This window comes from Sorangium sp. So ce385 (assembly GCF_051474135.1).
Classification (GTDB): Bacteria; Myxococcota_A; Polyangia; order Polyangiales; family Polyangiaceae; genus Sorangium; species Sorangium cellulosum_D.
This window is the reverse complement of sequence record NZ_CP150337.1, coordinates 10,200,927-10,216,469: the sequence shown is the minus strand read 5'-3', so window position 1 is coordinate 10,216,469 and position 15,543 is coordinate 10,200,927. Positions and strand designations below refer to the sequence as shown.

The window sequence follows — 15,543 nt, the reverse complement described above, 5'->3', positions numbered from 1 at the left end:
TCACCGCGAAGCGGGAGTGCAATGAAGAGCAATCGAGACTATCGCCCGAGGCGGGGCGCGCTTCGCCGTGCTGCGGCACTCGGGATGATGTTGATCCTCGCTCCTGCGGGAGACGCGGACGCCGCCGCCCCGATCCGGGTGAGCGACGTCAGGCTCACGGCGCCCTCGGAGGACAGGGCCGAGATCGTGGTCGCGACCAGCGGCGCGCCGCGCTTCTCGGCGCGCGTGGCGGACGGCGGCAAGCGGATCCTCGTCGACCTCGAGGGCGCCGAGGCGGCCGGGGCGCCCGGGGCGATCACGGACGGCAACGCGATCGTGGCGGGGGTGATGACCCAGGGGTTCGGCGCGGCGGCGCAGCGCACGACGCGGGTGCTCGTGCAGCTGGCGCGCCCGGCGGCCTACCGGATCCGCGCCGAGCAGGGCGCGCTCGTGATCGAGCTCGCCGCCGCCGACGCGACCGCGCCGATGGCGGCGCGGGCCCCGGCCGGCCCCGAGGCGGCGGCGCCGGCCCGCGAGCCGGCGACGATCACCGACGTGCGCTTCGAGCACCAGGCGACGGTCGACCGGGTCATCATCGAGCTCTCGTCGATCCCGAGCTACCGCGAGTCGACCGGGAGGGCCGGCCGCCGGGTGATCGAGCTCAGCGGCGCGCGGCTCCCCGACGCCCTCCAGCGCAAGCTCGACGTCGGCGCCTTCGGCGGCCCGGTGCGGGCGATCTCGGCGTTCCGGCGCAACAGCGACGGCTCCAAGGTCGTCGTCGAGGTCGAGCAGGCCGAGGGCGCCGCGGGCGCGCTCGCGCGCGAGGGCAACGCGCTCGTGCTCAGCGTCGCGAAGGGGGCGCTGCCCTCGACGCTCTCGGGGGTCGGCCTCGACGGGCGCGCGGCGCGGCGGACCCGCACGGTGGCGCGCGAGGAGCTCCTCGGGGACGCGGCGCCCAAGGTCGAGACCTCGTTCGAGGGCGCGGCGAGCAGCCAGGAGTCGCTCGTCGAGCCCGACCAGGCCGGCGCCTTCACGCCCGCGCTCGCGGGGCAGCAGCGGCGGTTCACGGGGCGGCGGATCGACCTCGACCTGAAGGACGCCGACATCCACAACGTCCTCCGGCTGATCTCGGACGTGGGGCGGGTGAACATCGTGACCGCCGACAACGTGAGCGGGACGGTCACCATCCGGATGCGCAACGTCCCCTGGGACCAGGCGCTCGAGACGGTGCTCCAGGCCAAGGGCCTCGGCGTGGTCCGGCAGGGCAACATGATCCGCGTCGCGCCGATCGCCGATCTCAACAAGGAGCGGGAGCTCGCGATCGCGCGGCGCAAGAGCGAGCTCCAGCTCGCGCCGATCGAGACGCGGCTCATCCCGATCAACTACGCGGACGCGAGTGACCTCCAGGATCGCGCGAAGGACATGCTCTCGCCGCGCGGCTCGCTCGCGGTCGACGAGCGGACCAACGTGCTCATCGCGCGCGACGTCGCGGGCAACCTGAACCAGATCGAGGAGCTCGTCCGGTCGCTCGACACGCAGACGCCGCAGGTGCTGATCGAGGCGCGGGTGGTGGAGGCGACGAGCCGCTACGTGCGCGACATCGGCATCCAGTGGGGCGGCGACGGGACGTTCAGCGCGGCGACCGGCAACCCGACGGGGCTCGTGTTCCCCTCGGCGATCGGCGTCGCCGGCGGCGCGACCGACACGAACACCCCGACCGGCGGCCTCTCGCCGTTCTCGAACTCGGTCTCGAACCCGAACTTCGCGGTGAACCTGCCGGCCATCGTCGGCGCCGGGCAGGGCGGCGCGCTCGGCTTCACGCTCGGCTCGATCAACAACACCGTCAACCTCGGCGTCCGGCTCTCCGCGGCCGAGGCCAGCGGCATGCTGCGGATCATCTCGAGCCCGCGCATCCTCACGCTCGACAACCGGGAGGCGCGGATCAGCCAGGGCACGCTCATCCCGTTCTCGCAGATCAGCGCCCAGGGCGTGCAGACGACCTTCCAGGAGGCGAAGCTCCAGCTGCTCGTCAAGCCGCACGTCACGTCGGACGGCAGCGTCGCGATGCACGTGAAGATCAACCGCGACGAGCCCGACTTCAACCAGACCTCGGCCCGGGGCGACCCCACCATCCTGAAGCGCGAGGCGGAGACCGACCTCCTGATCATGGACGGGCACACGGCGGTGATCGGCGGGATCTTCACCCGCAACACCGGCCGGAACCTCGATCAGGTGCCGTTCTTCGGGGACATCCCCGTCCTCGGCCTGCTCTTCCAGCGGCGCCGCGCGAGCGACACCCGGAGCGAGCTCGTCATCTTCCTCACGCCGCGCATCGTGAACCGCGCCGAGGCGCTCGGCCGCTAGCCGCGCCGGGGCGCGCCCGCCGCGCGCCTGATTCCCTCTCAGACGCGCTTCCGTCGGGTCGCCTCCCGCATCTGCGGGACGGCGGCCGTCACGACGCCGCGCAGCCACGCCCGCGCGGGATCGTCCTCGGTCCGGCCGTTCCAGGCCATCGCGACCTCGATGGGCGGCAGCTCGAACGGCAGGTCGAAGGTGCGGAGCGGCATCAGGCTCGAGAACGCGCGGCCGAGGCGCGTGGCCACGGTCGCCACGAGGTCCGACGACGTGACCGCGTGCGGCAGGAGGAACACGTGCGGCACCGCGATGACCTCGCGGCGCGCGACGCCGCGCGCGGCGATGAGGTCGTCCGCGACCCCGTCGTGGGGGCCCTGCCGGGGGACGACGGCGTGCCCGAGGGCGGCGTAGGTCTGGAGGTCGACGCGCCCGCGCGCCCTCGGGTGGCTCGCGCGCGCGAGCCCGGCGAAGTGATCGTCGAAGAGCGCCGCGCGGCGCACGTCGGACGGGAGCGCGCCCTCCGGGAAGACGCCGATCGCGAGATCGATCTCGCCGTTGCGGAGCGCGTCGACGGCGCGGGCGTCGAGGGGGAGCAGGTGGAGCGCGAGCTTCGGTCCGCTCTCCGCGAGCACCTCGTTGAGCTGCGGCAGCAGGAGGAGCTCCACGTACGCCGTCGTGGCGATCCGGAACGTGCGCTCGCTCGCCCGCGGCTCGAAGGGCGGCCTCGCCCCGCCGAAGAGGCTCGCGAGGTCGTGCATGATCGCCGCGACCTGCGGGGTCATCGCCTCGGCGCGCGAGGTGAGCGCCATCTGCCGCCCGACCCGGACGAGCAGCGGGTCGGAGAACAGCTCGCGCAGCCGCGTCAGCGCGTGGCTCATCGCGGGCTGGCTGAGCCCCACCCGGCGGGCCGCGTGGGTCACGCTGCGCTCCTGGAGCAAGGCGTCGAGCGCGATCACGAGGTTGACGTCGATCGCCGATAGATTCACCCGCGGAATGGTAAACGAACCGCGCATCCATGCGATGGATACTTACGTTTTCTTGCGCGCGGGCGCCCGCGGGGCGAGCGAGCGCGCTGGAGCGTGGGCGGCGGGGCGCCTCTGGCGCTGTCGTGCGGCCAGCGCGGCTGCTAGGGTCGCCCGCGGCTCCGCCCGACCGGCGGCGCCCTGCGGAGACCATGACATCGACCGTTCTGCTCGGGGGGATCGACCACTTCCACCTCATGAACGATCGCGCCATGCGCGCGCGCGGCCAGGCGGGCAATCACTGCCTGTACGTGCTCGAGCTCGACGGCCGCCTCGACCTCGGCCGGCTCGCGGCGCGCCTCGAGCGCGCGACGCGGGCGCTGCCGGAGCTCCGCTTCCGGCTCGACAACAGCGTGCTCGGGCGGGTGGGGCGGCCCCGCTGGGTGGTCGATCACCACCGGCGCGCCCCCGAGCCGCGCCTCCACGAGGTCGCCGGCGAGCGCGAGCGCGCGGCGCGCATCGAGGCGCTGCTCGCGGAGCGGATCTCCGGGGAGCGGCCGTGGGCGCTCGACGTCGTGCGCGGGGCGGGGGAGGGCGACACGGTCGTGCTCCGCCACCACCACGCGCTCACGGACGGCAGGGGCGCGGACCGGCTCGCCGCGTGGCTCGGCTCCGGCAGCGGCGACGCGCTGGACGACCCGCCGCTGCGGCAGGAGCGGCACGACGCGCCCGAGCGCCTCCTCGCGGCGATGGGCCGCGACGAGCGGCTCGCCCTGGCGCGCGCCTACAAGGCCCACGTGCTGGCGCTCGGCCGCGCGCCCATCCTGTCGCTCGCGCGCGCCTGTCCGGGGGTGCGGGCCGCGACCTCCCGCGTCGCGCGGCTCGCGCTCTCGGCGGAGGAGACCCGTGCCTTCGACCTCCGGGTGCGGCAGCGCGCGCGGCTCGCCGAGACGAGCCTGATGCTGATCGCGGCGGCGCGGCTCGCCGACCGCGCGCTCGTGGCCCGCGGCTTCGCCCCGACGCACCACGTGGTCCCGCTGCCGCTCTCGCTCGATCCCAAGGGGGGCTCGCGGCGGCTCTTCGGCAATCACCTCACGATGGTCCTGCTCTCGCTCGGCCGCGACGAGCTCTATGACGACGCCCGCGCGGTGGCGCGCGTCGCCGAGCAGCAGCGCGCGATGGTGCGCGACCGGCTCGATCTCGCGATGATCGCCGCGCTCGATCTGGCCCGGTGGCTCCCCGGGCCGGTCTACCGCTGGCTCGGCGACCAGCCGTTCGAGGGCGAGCTCGCCTCGCTGATCGTCTCGAACCCCGGCGCCGTGACGGTGGACCGGTTCGCGGGGCTGCCCGTGCGCTCGGCGTACCCGCTGCCTGCGGTGGTCACGCCGCCGGGCTTCCAGGTCATCTTCAGCCGCTTCGGCGGGCGCCTCTCGGCGTCGATCGTCTACGGCGACGGGCTGCTCCGCCCGGACGAGGCGGCGGCGATGCCGGGCGCGCTCCGCGCCGAGCTGCTCGGAGAGCCCGCGCCGCCGGCCGGCGGCGGGGTATAAGGGCCGGCGTCATGCGCACCTTCGACATCGTCATCATCGGCAGCGGCATCGCCGGCGGCTTCCTCGCGCGGCAGCTCCGCCTCGCGCGCCCGGATCTCGGGGTCCTCGTGCTCGAGGCCGCGGGCGCGATGGAGGACTACAAGGTCGGGGAGAGCACGGTCGAGGTCGCGGCGAACTACATGGTTCGCCGGCTGAACCTCGGCACCTACCTCTACCAGCACCAGCTGCCGAAGAACGGGCTCCGCTTCTTCTTCGACGGGCCGGGCAAGGATCTCCCGCTCCCGCGGATGAGCGAGATCGGCTCGGACCACATGCCGTTCCACCCGAGCTTCCAGCTCGAGCGCGCGCGGCTGGAGCGCGACCTCGTCGCGATGAACCGCGCGGCGGGCGCCGAGGTCGAGCTCGGCGCCAAGGTGGTCGACCTCGCGATCGACGGGGGCGGGCGGCACAAGGTGGTTTACGAGCAGGGCGGCGAGCGGCGCGAGGTCGCCTGCCGCTGGGTGTGCGACGCCTCGGGCCGGCGGCACGTGCTCCTCCGCAAGCTCGGCGTGAAGGTGCACAAGGAGACGCGGCTCAACACCGCGGCCGCGTGGGGGCGTTACCGCGGCGTCGCGGGGCTCGACGCGGTCACCGACGCGGCGTGGCGGTCGCGCGCGCGGTACACGTCGCGCCACCTGTCGACGAACCACTTCATGTACGACGGGTACTGGATCTGGTTCATCCCGCTCGCCGGCGACCTGGAGGGGACCGCGAACGCGGATCCCCGACCCGCGCTCATGAGCGTGGGCGTGGTCTTCGACAAGGACCGCATCGGCGAGGGGAACGCGCCGGCCGGCGCGCTGCCCGGGCCGCGCACGCGGGCGGACTTCGAGCGCTTCCTCGGCGCGCACCGCGCCGTGCGCGAGCTGCTCGAGGGGGCGGAGCTCGAGGATTTCCAGGCCTACGCCCACCTGCCGTACCACGCGGACCGGTACTTCTCGACCGACCGCTACGCGGTCACCGGCGAGGCGGGCGCGTTCACCGATCCGTTCTACAGCCCCGGCTCTGATTTCATCGCGACGGCGAACGAGTTCATCACGCAGATGATCCTCGCCGACGTGGGCGGCGACCGTGCCGGGTTCGAGGAGCGGGTCGCGGCGTACGACGCGTACTACCGGTTCAAGTACGACAGCACGCTGCGGCTCTATGAGCGCATGTACCCGGTGTTCGGCTCCTTCGAGCTCTACCGGCTGAAGTACCTGCTCGATTTCAACAACTACTACAACCTGGTCGTCTGGCCGTTCATGGCCGACCGCGTGACGGACGTCGGCTGGATCCGGGAGGAGCTCCGGTTCACCGATCTCGTGCTGCGGGCCCTCTCGACGATGGGCGATCATTTCGCGTCGCTGGCCTCCGACCTGCGCGCGCGCGGCGAGTACTTCGCGCAGAACGAGGGGCGCTTCGCCAACGGGCTGAACGGCGTCGTGCAGCTGGAGACGCGGCTCGGGCCGTCGATCGACGAGCGGTTCCGGCGCGAGCAGGTCGATCGGGCTTACGGGAGCGTCTTCGCGGCGCTCGTGGAGCGGCGGCTCGCCGAGCGGGGCCTCTCCGATCGTGCGCGCCTCGTGTCGGAGCTCAAGCTCCCGCAGGTGCTCACGTTCCGGGACATCACGCCCGACCGGCTCGCGCGTGTGCTCGAGCGCATCGGCGAGCGGATGACGAAGGATTTGCGCGCCGAGTTTCCGGACGCCGGGGTCGAGCGGGTGGATCTCGGCTCGGGCGGCGAGGTCTCGGTGACCGGCCCTGCGGTGGGGACCGAGGTGCACGCGGCGGTCCTCTCCCGGGCGCGGTCGCTCTGGGACGCCTCGGCGGGCTCGCTCGCGCACGTCGCCCTCTGACGGGGGACAAAAAAGCGCCGTTTCCGATGTACAGGCGCCCGTTCCGCAGTATCACAGCGGCCGATGCGGTGGCGAGCGGCAGGTGGGCGTTTGGGTCAGTGGACGGTCTCGGTGGCGCTCTCGATCAGCGCCATCGGCGCGTGTGTCGGCGCGGCTACCGAGGGCGGCGCGCAGCCCGCGTCGCCGCAGGCTCCGTCGCAGGGGTGGGTCACCGCGGCGTCTGAGGCGGATGCCGGTCCGCGGTGTCCGCACGGCGCGCTGGAGGATCCGCACCATGGTTTCGTGCGGTGTCTCGAGCCTGGCGAGGCGGATGCCGGCTGGCTCCCGCCGCCCCCGCAGCCCGAGCCTCCTCCGGACGACGCCGGCGCCCCGCCGCCCGACGGCGGCCCCGTCGACGGCGGCGCCCCCGACGCCTCTGTCGTCTCGGCCCCTCCTCCGCTCGTGGAGATCAAGGAGCCCGAGTTCATGAACGGCGACGTCCCGAACGTGGCCAAGCGTCTCGAGAAGGTCTCCTCCGACCTCGCGAAGTGTGTTGCCGACAACGGCGGTCTCTCCGGCGTGACGGGCACCATCAAGCTCCAGTTCCTGGTCCGCGTGCGTGGCCGTGCCGAGGGTGTGGAGATCCTCGACGCTCGCGGCGTGACCCCCGATGCTCAGCGCTGCATCCGTCAGTTCCTCAAGAACCGCCCCATCGGCACCCCCAGCGCCGACCCCGTGGGCGTCACCGTCACCCTCTCCCTCCGCGCCTCGAAATAAGAAAAATAAGGACCCCCCACCCCCCCTTGGAAGAGCCGGGGCGGGCTGGGGGGCTCGCGGGCGGGCGGGCGGGGGTGGGCCCCACGAATCCGAGGGCCGGCCCGCATCGCAGCGCCCACCTCCCGGACCGCGTCCCTCCGTCCATCCGGCCATAGCCTCCCAAAAGGCCCGAGTTCGTGGGGGGACCCCCGCCCGCCCGCCCGCGAGCCCCCCAGCCCGCCCTGGCTCCGTGGCCGCCGTGGGTTGACGCCGCCCCCGCCGCTCCTATCCTGCCGCGCCGCCGTGCCCGACCCAATGCTCACCCGCGAGATCGCCCGTCGAAAGACGTTCGCGATCATCTCCCACCCCGACGCTGGCAAGACCACGCTCACCGAGAAGCTCCTGCTGTACGGAGGCGCGATCCAGCTCGCCGGCGCCGTGAAGGCGAAGAAAGCGCGGGCCCACGCGGTCAGCGACTGGATGGAGATGGAGCGCGAGCGCGGCATCTCCATCTCGACCAGCGTCCTCCAGTTCCCGTACAAGGGCCGCCTCCTCAGCCTTGTCGACACCCCCGGCCACGCCGACTTCAGCGAGGACACCTACCGCGCGCTCATGGCGACCGACGCGGCCATCATGATCCTCGACTGCGCCAAGGGCGTCGAGGCGCAGACGAAGAAGCTCTTCCGCGTCTGCAAGCTCCGGCAGATGCCGATCTTCACCTTCGTCAACAAGCTCGACCGCCCCGGCCGCGACCCGTTCGAGCTCATCGGCGAGGTCGAGGAGGTCCTCGGCATCGGCGTCTACCCGGTCACCTGGCCGATCTCGGCCGGCGGCAAGTTCCGCGGCGTCTATCACCGCGAGCGCAAGCAGGTGTTCCTCTTCGAGCTCGTCGCCCACGGCGCCGAGATCGCCCCCATGGAGGTCGTCTCGCTCGACGCGCCCGAGCTCATCGAGGCGCTCGACGAGGAGGGCGCGCGCCAGCTGCGCGAGGACATCGAGCTCATCGACGCCGCCGGCGACGCGCTCGACCGCGACAAGCTCGCCCGCGGCGAGGTCACGCCGATGTTCTTCGGCAGCGCCATCACCAACTTCGGCCTGCCGCAGTTCCTCGACGCCTTCATCGAGCTCATGCCCCCGCCCGCGCCGCGCGGCAGCGACAAGGGCCCCATCGCCCCCGACGACGAGCGCTTCACCGCCTTCGTCTTCAAGATCCAGGCGAACATGGACCGGGCCCACCGCGACCGGATCGCGTTCCTCCGCGTCTGCTCCGGCCGCTACGAGCGCGGGATGAAGGTGCACCACGTGCGCCTCGACCGCGACATCCGGCTCACCAACCCGGTGCAGTTCATGGCCCAGGAGCGCACGCTCGTGGAGGACGGCTTCGCGGGCGACATCATCGGCGTCTTCGACCCGGGCTTGTTCCTCATCGGCGACACCCTCTGCAGCGGCTCGCCCGTGAAGTACGCCGCGCTGCCGCAGTTCCCGCCGGAGCAGTTCGCCCGCGTCGTCATGATCGATCCGATGAAGCGCAAGCAGCTCAAGAAGGGGCTCGAGCAACTCGCGCAGGAGGGCTCGGTGCAGCTCTTCCGGCCGCCCGAGGGGCGCGAGGGCGAGGCGATCCTCGGGGTCGTGGGCGAGCTCCAGTTCGACGTCGTGAAGCACCGGCTCGCGGCCGAGTACGGCGTCGACGCCCGGATCGAGCGGCTCTCGTTCAGCCTGGCGCGCTGGGTCGAGGGCGAGCCGGTGCCCCTCGCCGAGCTCGAGTCGAACCTCTACGGCTACGGCGCCCTCGACGTGCACGGCAACGCGGTCGTGCTCTTCAAGGGCGACTGGCAGCTCGAGGCCTGCGCGAAGGCGTTCCCCAAGACGCGCTTCGTCGAGCTCGGCGGCTCGATCAACCCGGTGTAGCAGAGCGACGCGCCCGCTTCGGATACGGGCCCACCTCGACGTTTTCGGTGCTCAGCGCACTGGAGTGCGCCTGCGCGCCGAAAACGCCGATCTGGGCCCGTCTCCTGTGCGGGCGCGCCGCTCTGCTGCGCCGCGCCGGCTGACCTACGGCTGACCTACTCCGCGAGCAACGCGCGGAGGTGACGCACCGAGGGCGAGCCGTGGCTGAGCAGCCGGTCGTGGTAGGCGCGCTCGGTGAAGCCCGGCTTGCCCTGGTGCTCGGCGCGCAGGCGCATCATCTCGGTGAAGCCGTGGAAGTACGTCGTGAGCTGCGCGCTCGTGAGCCGGGCGCGCCGCCACTTGCCGACGGCCTCGCCCTCCTCCTGGAACGCGTCCCGCGTCATGAGCGCGATCGCCTCCTTCTCGTCCATCGCGCCCGCGTGCACCCCGTGGTCGATGACGGCGTTCGCCGCCATGCGCAGCACCATCTTCTGGCGCTGCATCCGCACCTTCGGGCCGCCGAAGCCGTGGTGGGCCATCAGCCACTCGGTGTAGACCGCCCACCCCTCGACGAACGGGCCGCTCGAGAAGACCGCGCGGAACTTCGAGGGGAACGCGTTGTTGTGCATGAGCTGCAGGAAGTGGCCCGGCATCGCCTCGTGGATGGTGAGGTCGGCGAGCATGCTCATGTTGTACTCGCGGTAGAACGAGTCGACCCGCGCCTTCGGCCAGTCCTTCGGCGTCGGCGCGATCGCGAAGACCGTCTCCTGCTTCGCCTCGAGCGGCCCGGACGCGTCGCAGTAGGCGATCGCGACCCCGCGGCGGTACTCCGGCATCTCGATCACCCGGCAGGGCTCCTCCGGGACGCGCACGAGGTCGCGCTTGCGGACGAAGTCGGTCGCCTCGGCGAGCAGCTTCTCCGACGCCTTCACGATGGTGGCGTTCGTGGGGCGATCGGCCGCGATCGCGTCGAGGACCTTCCGGATCGCCGCCATCTTCTCGTCCGGCGCCTCGACCCTCGGGAACGGCTGCTTCCCGAAGAGCTCCGGCCAGAGCTCCCGCGAGGTCTCGAGCATCTCGGCGTGCGTCGCCGCGAGCAGCGCGCGGGCGCTCGTCACCACGCCGTCGATGTCGACGGACGCGTCGTCCAGCGCGAAGCGGAGCTTCTTCTCGAAGCGCGCGCGGCCCAGCCGGAAGTCGCCGTTGCTCCGCGGGAGCAGGTCCTTCTCGAGGAACGCCTGGAAGCCCTCGAGCGCCGCCGCCGCGGCCTTCGCCGCCGCCTCGAGCTCGGCCTTCTGGGCGGGGACGGACGCGGACAGCGCCGGGAGCTCGGCCTTGCAGAGCGCGATGAGCCCCTGGTTCTGGGCGATCGCCGTCTCGGTGTGGATGCGCGGCGGCGCCCCCGTGAGGCGCTGCTGCGCGCTCCGGACGAGCGCGGGGATGCCCGAGAGGCGGCCCCGGAGGCTCCGCATGCGCTCCTCGAGCGGCGCGAAGCTCCGCGTGATCAGCGGGTCGAGCCCGTCGCCGATGAGGCCGGTGGCGATCATCGGGTTCCACGTCGCCTCGCGGAGCTCGTCGATCGCGAACAGCCAGGAGCGCAGCTGGTTGTCGATCATCGCCGCGTCGACGCGGCTCTGGAGGCCGAGCCGATCGAGCGGCAGCGCCGTGAGCTCCGTCAGCGCGCGCTCGATCGTGCGCCGGCGCGCCGCCTCGCCCTGCTCGGTGATGTCGGGCCACGCGCCGTCGTACCGGTGGTCCCCCGCCTCGGTGGCGCGGACCGGCTCGTCGCGGAGGTACTCCTCGAGCACGCGCGCCGACAGCGCCGCGAGCGCCTGCTCGGCCGCCGCGTCGCCGGCGCCGGGCCGCGCGTCGGCCGCGCTCACGACCGGCTCCTTCGCCCCGGGCTGCGCGGGCGCCGCGGGCTCGGCCGACCCGCACGCGCAGAGCAGCGCGACGAGCAGCAGGAGGCCGCCGCGGAGCGGCCGACGGGCGGCGGAGGGAGCATCGGACGGAGCATGGGGTCGCACCTCGGCCTTCTTAGCGAAAGCCCGCGAAGAAACTAGCGAAAGCTGGCGGCGAAGGGAACGCGCGCCGGGGGGGAGGAGCGCCGGCCTCACGGCGCGCTGCCGAGCGACGCCTTCGCGAGGCTGGAGATGGCCTCCATGTCGGTCTGCACCGCGTCGAGCAGCAGGCCGAGCGCGAGCCGCAGCTGCTTCGAGTTCGGGTGCCGGAGGATGCGCGCCACGCTCTCGGCCGCCAGCTCGCTCAGGTCGTGCTCCACATAGCGATCGATGTGCGCGCTCGACAGCGCGAGGCCCGGGAAGGCGGTGCGGCAGAGCGCGTCGACGAGCTCGCCGACCAGGCCCGGCGGGATGGCCGCGGTGCTCAGCGCCATCCGGGCCTTCTGCGCGCTGATCGTGCACGACTCGGTGCGCAGCTGGCTGATCACGGGCGAGCCGAGCACCGCGTGCCACCGGGAGAGCTCGGCGGCCCGGCTCGCCTCGAGCTCGCCCGGCGGCGCCTCCGAGACCGGCAGGAGCGCCGCCATCTGCTCCGCCGCGCCCGGATCGATCGCGACGCGGCGCACGATGATGAGTTCGTGCGCGCGCAGGCACCCGAGGAGCAGCCGCGTCGACGCGTCGCGCAGGAGCGGCGCGAGCGCGGCGGCGATGACCGTGGGCGGCGAGCCGACGAGCCCCGGGCTCGACCCGCGCCCGTTGCCGACGCCCGCGCCGCGGAGGCGGTAAGCGCCCGAGCTCGGCGGCGAGCGCACGCTGGACGGGGGGATGCTCGACGGCGAGCCGTGGCCGAGGGCCGGCGGCGGGCTCGGCAGCTGCCCGACGCCGCGGCTGCTCGGCGGCGGCGGCGGCGCGCCGGCGTGCAGGCCGCCCGGCGGCGGCCGGCTCGACGGCGCGCGCGTGCCGGCGCTCCGCAGCGGATCCGCGGCGAGCGGCGGCACCGGGGTCAGCCGGTTGCGCCGCGACTGCGTGGTGCGGTCGGTCACGACGTGCAGCGACGCGAGCTCGATCGCGCGCAGCGCCGGGACGCCGCGCGGCGCGCGGGCGGCGATCGACGCGGCGAGCTCGGCCTCCCTGCCGAGGAGCGGCTCCTGCTCGCCGATCTCGCGCAGCAGGTCTCCGGCGGTCTGGGCGCATCGCTCCGCGGCCTTGCTCGCGGCGCTCTGCGTCTGCGGGTCCTTGAAATAGAGCGTTAACTTTCCCCGGAGGGTCTCGCGGCGCGTGGTCGCCGTGACGACCTGCGAAGCGCTCTCGACGTTGGCAGGCTCGCGGCTCCCGAAAGGCCAGAATCCCATGCCGCCATTCTCGCGCGATCCTGGGCCCGGGGGCGAGCGCTTCGAGCGGCTCGCGCCCTCACGCCCGCTCAATGCCGAGGCGGAACCGACACATAGCGATTCCCGCGCTCGTAGAAGCGCCACGGTTTCTTGGCCCACGCACCTGCGTAGTCCACGTTGATGCGAGCTGACCTACCGATGGGCCCAGCCGCGCCGGGGAGCAGCGAGAGCTGGGCGCCGCACACATCCATCCCGTAGGCGGAGCGATCGAGCCCCAGCGCCTTGCAGAGCTTCCCCGGGCCGTTGGTCAGCTCGACCCGCCCGGGCGCGACGCCCCGCCGGCGGCTCATGAGCGGGAGCCCGAGCACGGGCTCGAGGGCGCGGACGAGCACCACGTGCGGCTCCCCCTCCGAGGCCACGACGATGTTGAACGCCCAGTGCATGCCGTAGAGCATGAACAGGTACGCGTAGCCCGCCGGGCCGAACATGACCTCCGTCCGCACTGTCCGCCGCCCTCCGGCGCTGTGCGCGGCGAGATCTTCCGGACCGCGGTAGGCCTCGGTCTCGACGATGCGGCCGGCGGCGATGCCCTCCGGCGTCCTGTGGACGAGCACCTTGCCGATGCACGCCCGCGCGACGACGAGCGGGGGTCGCGCGTAGAAGTCGCGGGGCAGCGGCGACGCTCCTTCGAGGAGCGCGGCGGCTCGGTCGCGGGGGGCGGGCGGCTCGGGCGTGGGGCGCGTGGTGGGCACTCGGCTCTCCGGCGGACGTCCGACGCGCGGGCGAGCGCGCCGTCAGGAAGGGTTGCCCGGGCGCGCCGCCCGGAAGCGCTCGTCGACGAACGCGAGCACGTCGTCGCGGTGCTTCGTGGCCTGGAGCTCGTGATGGAACACCGCCGCGACGCGCAGGTCGGGCGCGATGACGTAGGTGACCCGCCGGGCGACGCCGATGAGCGGCCAGAGGACGCCGTAGGCGCGGCACACGCTGCGGTCGTCGTCGGCGATCATCGGGAAAGGGACCTTGTGCGACTCGGCGAACCGGCACTGGGTCCGGTGATCATCGGTGCTGATGCCGACGAGGCTCGCCCCGGCGAGCGCGAGCTCGGCGTGGTTGTCGCGGAACTGCCGGGTCTCCACGGTGCATCCGGGCGTGAACGCCTTCGGGAAGAAGAACACGACCGTGCAGAGCCCGCCCTGCCGGGACAGCACGAAGCGCTGGCCGTCCGTGGCCAGCTTGTCGATCTCCGGCGCGAGCTCACCGACCTTCAGCATGCCGCCGCAATCTGCCGCAAGTCGCCGCCCGCGTCGACAGGCGAGGGGGCGGCGCCGGCCGCGAGCCGCGCGAGCTTCAGGAGGACGTCACGTGTCGATGCCGAGCCGCTTCAGCCTGTAATAGAGGGTCGTGCGCTGCATGCCGAACTGGCGCGCGACCTCGGCCTTGTTCCCGCCGCAGCGCTCGAGGGCGGCGAGGAGCTCCCGCCGCTCGATGTCGTCGAGCTGCGAGCTCAGGTCGAGCTTCGGCCGCGACGACGCCGGCGCGGCGAGCGGCTTTGCGGCCGCGTCCGCCTCCGGCTCCGCGGCCTTCGGCGGCCGGGCGGGCGGCTCGGCCGGCTGGGGGCGCGCGGTGAACGCGAGGTGCTCGGGCAGGATCACGTCGCCGCGGGAGAGGATGGCGGCGCGCTCGACCACGTTCTCCAGCTCGCGCGTGTTCCCCGGCCACGCGTAGGCCGTGAGCTTCGCGATCGCCTCGTCCGAGAGCGACGTGGCCGCGCGCGCGTTGCGGCGCGCGTATTTGCGCAGGAAGTGCTCGGCGAGGGCGCGGATGTCCTCGCGCCGCTCCCGGAGCGGCGGCAGCCGCAGCGGGAACACCGAGAGCCGGGAGACGAGCTCGGGCAAGACGCCCGCGCGCGCCCACGCCTCCTCGATGCCGGGCGTGAGCGACAGCGCGACGCGCACGTCGACGCGGGTGGTCTCGGTCGACCCGAGCCGCTCGACCTCGCCGTCGGTGAGCACGCGGAGCAGCCGCGCCTGGAGCGAGGGCGTGAGCGGCGCCGGCTCGTCGAGGTAGATCGTCCCCCGGTGGGCGAGCTCGAGCCGGCCGGCTCGCTCGGTGAACGCGCCGTCGAAGGCGCCCCGCCGCCAGCCGAACAGCTCGCGCTCGAGCGCCTCGCCCCGGAACGCGGCGCACGTCACCTTGACGAACGGCTGCTCCTCGCGCGGGGAGCCCACGTGGATCGCCCGGGCGACGACCTCCTTCTCCGCCCCCTCCTCGCCCTCGATCAGCACGTGCGTCGCCGCCTTCGCCACCTCGCCGATCCGGGCGGCGACCTCGCGCATGGCCTCGCTCTCGCCGGCGATCTCCCCGAAATCGATCGGGTCGCGCTGCTCGCGCTCGAGGTAGCCGGCGTAGTGGGCGAGCTGCTCCCGCAGCCGCCGGTTCTCCCGGACGGTCGCGACGCCGGCGATCGCCTGCCGGAGGACGACGGCGAGCTCCTTCGAGTTCCACGGCTTCTGGACGTAGCGGTCGACCGCCCCCGAGTTGACCGCGTCGATGAGCACGGTCATGTCCGCGTACGCGGTGAGCAGCACGCCCGCGGCGTCCGGCCGCCGCTCCTTCGCCTGCTTGAGGAACTCGATACCGCTCATCCCCGGCATCCGCTGGTCCGCGACGATCACCGCAGGATCGAGCCGCTCGAGGAGCGAGAGGGCCTCGGCGCCGCCCAGCGCGTAATGGAGCTTGAACGACTTCCGGAAGGCGAACCGGAACGCATCGAGGTTGTCCTGCTCGTCGTCGACGACGAGGACGTCGAAGCTGTTCCAGTCCAGATCGCGCATCGGGTCGCCCTGCCTCCCAGAGTTACTACAGCTCGGCGCGACCGTGACAGTGGAGGTGGCGCCGCCCGGCCG

The 15,543-nt window shown here is 73.2% G+C and carries 11 protein-coding genes; 5 read left to right on the top strand and 6 right to left on the bottom strand.

Features of this window, described 5'->3' with window-relative positions; translation table 11 throughout:
• The first annotated feature begins 84 nt into the window (after positions 1 to 84).
• Positions 85 to 2,343, top strand: a complete 2,259-nt coding sequence (locus tag WME83_RS37300) for a type IV pilus secretin PilQ (protein ID WP_437314465.1) — start codon at positions 85 to 87, stop codon at positions 2,341 to 2,343.
• Between the two features lie 38 nt (positions 2,344 to 2,381).
• Here WME83_RS37300 and WME83_RS37295 read toward each other — a convergent pair whose 3' ends face one another.
• Positions 2,382 to 3,320 carry a LysR family transcriptional regulator gene (locus WME83_RS37295; protein WP_437314464.1) on the bottom strand — a complete coding sequence of 313 codons (939 nt, stop codon included), beginning with the start codon at positions 3,318 to 3,320 and terminating at the stop codon, positions 2,382 to 2,384.
• A gap of 188 nt (positions 3,321 to 3,508) precedes the next feature.
• Here WME83_RS37295 and WME83_RS37290 point away from each other — a divergent pair, with 188 nt between their 5' ends.
• The 4 genes from WME83_RS37290 to WME83_RS37275 all read left to right on the top strand — a co-directional run bounded on the left by WME83_RS37290 (position 3,509) and on the right by WME83_RS37275 (position 9,366).
• A complete protein-coding gene (locus tag WME83_RS37290) occupies positions 3,509 to 4,846 on the top strand; it encodes a wax ester/triacylglycerol synthase domain-containing protein (protein WP_437314463.1) in 1,338 nt (445 codons plus the stop codon).
• A gap of 11 nt (positions 4,847 to 4,857) precedes the next feature.
• Positions 4,858 to 6,723: an NAD(P)/FAD-dependent oxidoreductase gene (locus WME83_RS37285; protein ID WP_437314462.1), complete on the top strand. Its 1,866-nt coding sequence runs from the start codon at positions 4,858 to 4,860 to the stop codon at positions 6,721 to 6,723.
• 282 nt (positions 6,724 to 7,005) lie between these two features.
• Positions 7,006 to 7,479 (top strand): hypothetical protein, encoded by a 474-nt coding sequence (locus WME83_RS37280; RefSeq protein WP_437314461.1) that lies wholly within the window; start codon positions 7,006 to 7,008, stop codon positions 7,477 to 7,479.
• A 294-nt stretch (positions 7,480 to 7,773) separates the two neighbouring features.
• Entirely contained in the window at positions 7,774 to 9,366 is a 1,593-nt protein-coding gene (locus WME83_RS37275; protein ID WP_437322088.1) for a peptide chain release factor 3, read from the top strand.
• A 155-nt stretch (positions 9,367 to 9,521) separates the two neighbouring features.
• Here WME83_RS37275 and WME83_RS37270 read toward each other — a convergent pair whose 3' ends face one another.
• The 5 genes from WME83_RS37270 to WME83_RS37250 form a co-directional block, all read right to left on the bottom strand.
• Positions 9,522 to 11,372: a DUF885 domain-containing protein gene (locus tag WME83_RS37270; RefSeq protein ID WP_437314460.1), complete on the bottom strand. Its 1,851-nt coding sequence runs from the start codon at positions 11,370 to 11,372 to the stop codon at positions 9,522 to 9,524.
• An 86-nt stretch (positions 11,373 to 11,458) separates the two neighbouring features.
• Positions 11,459 to 12,658, bottom strand: a complete 1,200-nt coding sequence (locus tag WME83_RS37265) for a hypothetical protein (protein WP_437314459.1) — start codon at positions 12,656 to 12,658, stop codon at positions 11,459 to 11,461.
• A 68-nt stretch (positions 12,659 to 12,726) separates the two neighbouring features.
• Positions 12,727 to 13,389, bottom strand: a complete 663-nt coding sequence (locus WME83_RS37260) for a DNA-3-methyladenine glycosylase (protein ID WP_437314458.1) — start codon at positions 13,387 to 13,389, stop codon at positions 12,727 to 12,729.
• 42 nt (positions 13,390 to 13,431) lie between these two features.
• On the bottom strand, positions 13,432 to 13,908 hold the full coding sequence (locus WME83_RS37255; RefSeq protein ID WP_437314457.1) for a peroxiredoxin: 477 nt from the start codon (positions 13,906 to 13,908) through the stop codon (positions 13,432 to 13,434).
• 87 nt (positions 13,909 to 13,995) lie between these two features.
• Positions 13,996 to 15,471, bottom strand: coding sequence for a sigma-54-dependent transcriptional regulator (locus tag WME83_RS37250; RefSeq protein ID WP_437314456.1), 1,476 nt, complete (start codon positions 15,469 to 15,471; stop codon positions 13,996 to 13,998).
• Positions 15,472 to 15,543 lie beyond the last annotated feature (72 nt).

What these genes read in the sequence shown, in the direction of transcription:
- WME83_RS37300 (WP_437314465.1), top strand. Translation starts at nt 85, where the DNA reads ATGATGTTGATCCTCGCTCCTGCGGGAGACGCGGACGCCGCCGCCCCG.
- WME83_RS37290 (WP_437314463.1), top strand. Translation starts at nt 3,509, where the DNA reads ATGACATCGACCGTTCTGCTCGGGGGGATCGACCACTTCCACCTCATG.
- WME83_RS37285 (WP_437314462.1), top strand. Translation starts at nt 4,858, where the DNA reads ATGCGCACCTTCGACATCGTCATCATCGGCAGCGGCATCGCCGGCGGC.
- WME83_RS37275 (WP_437322088.1), top strand. Translation starts at nt 7,774, where the DNA reads ATGCTCACCCGCGAGATCGCCCGTCGAAAGACGTTCGCGATCATCTCC.
- WME83_RS37265 (WP_437314459.1), bottom strand. Translation starts at nt 12,658, where the DNA reads ATGGGATTCTGGCCTTTCGGGAGCCGCGAGCCTGCCAACGTCGAGAGC.
- WME83_RS37255 (WP_437314457.1), bottom strand. Translation starts at nt 13,908, where the DNA reads ATGCTGAAGGTCGGTGAGCTCGCGCCGGAGATCGACAAGCTGGCCACG.
- WME83_RS37250 (WP_437314456.1), bottom strand. Translation starts at nt 15,471, where the DNA reads ATGCGCGATCTGGACTGGAACAGCTTCGACGTCCTCGTCGTCGACGAC.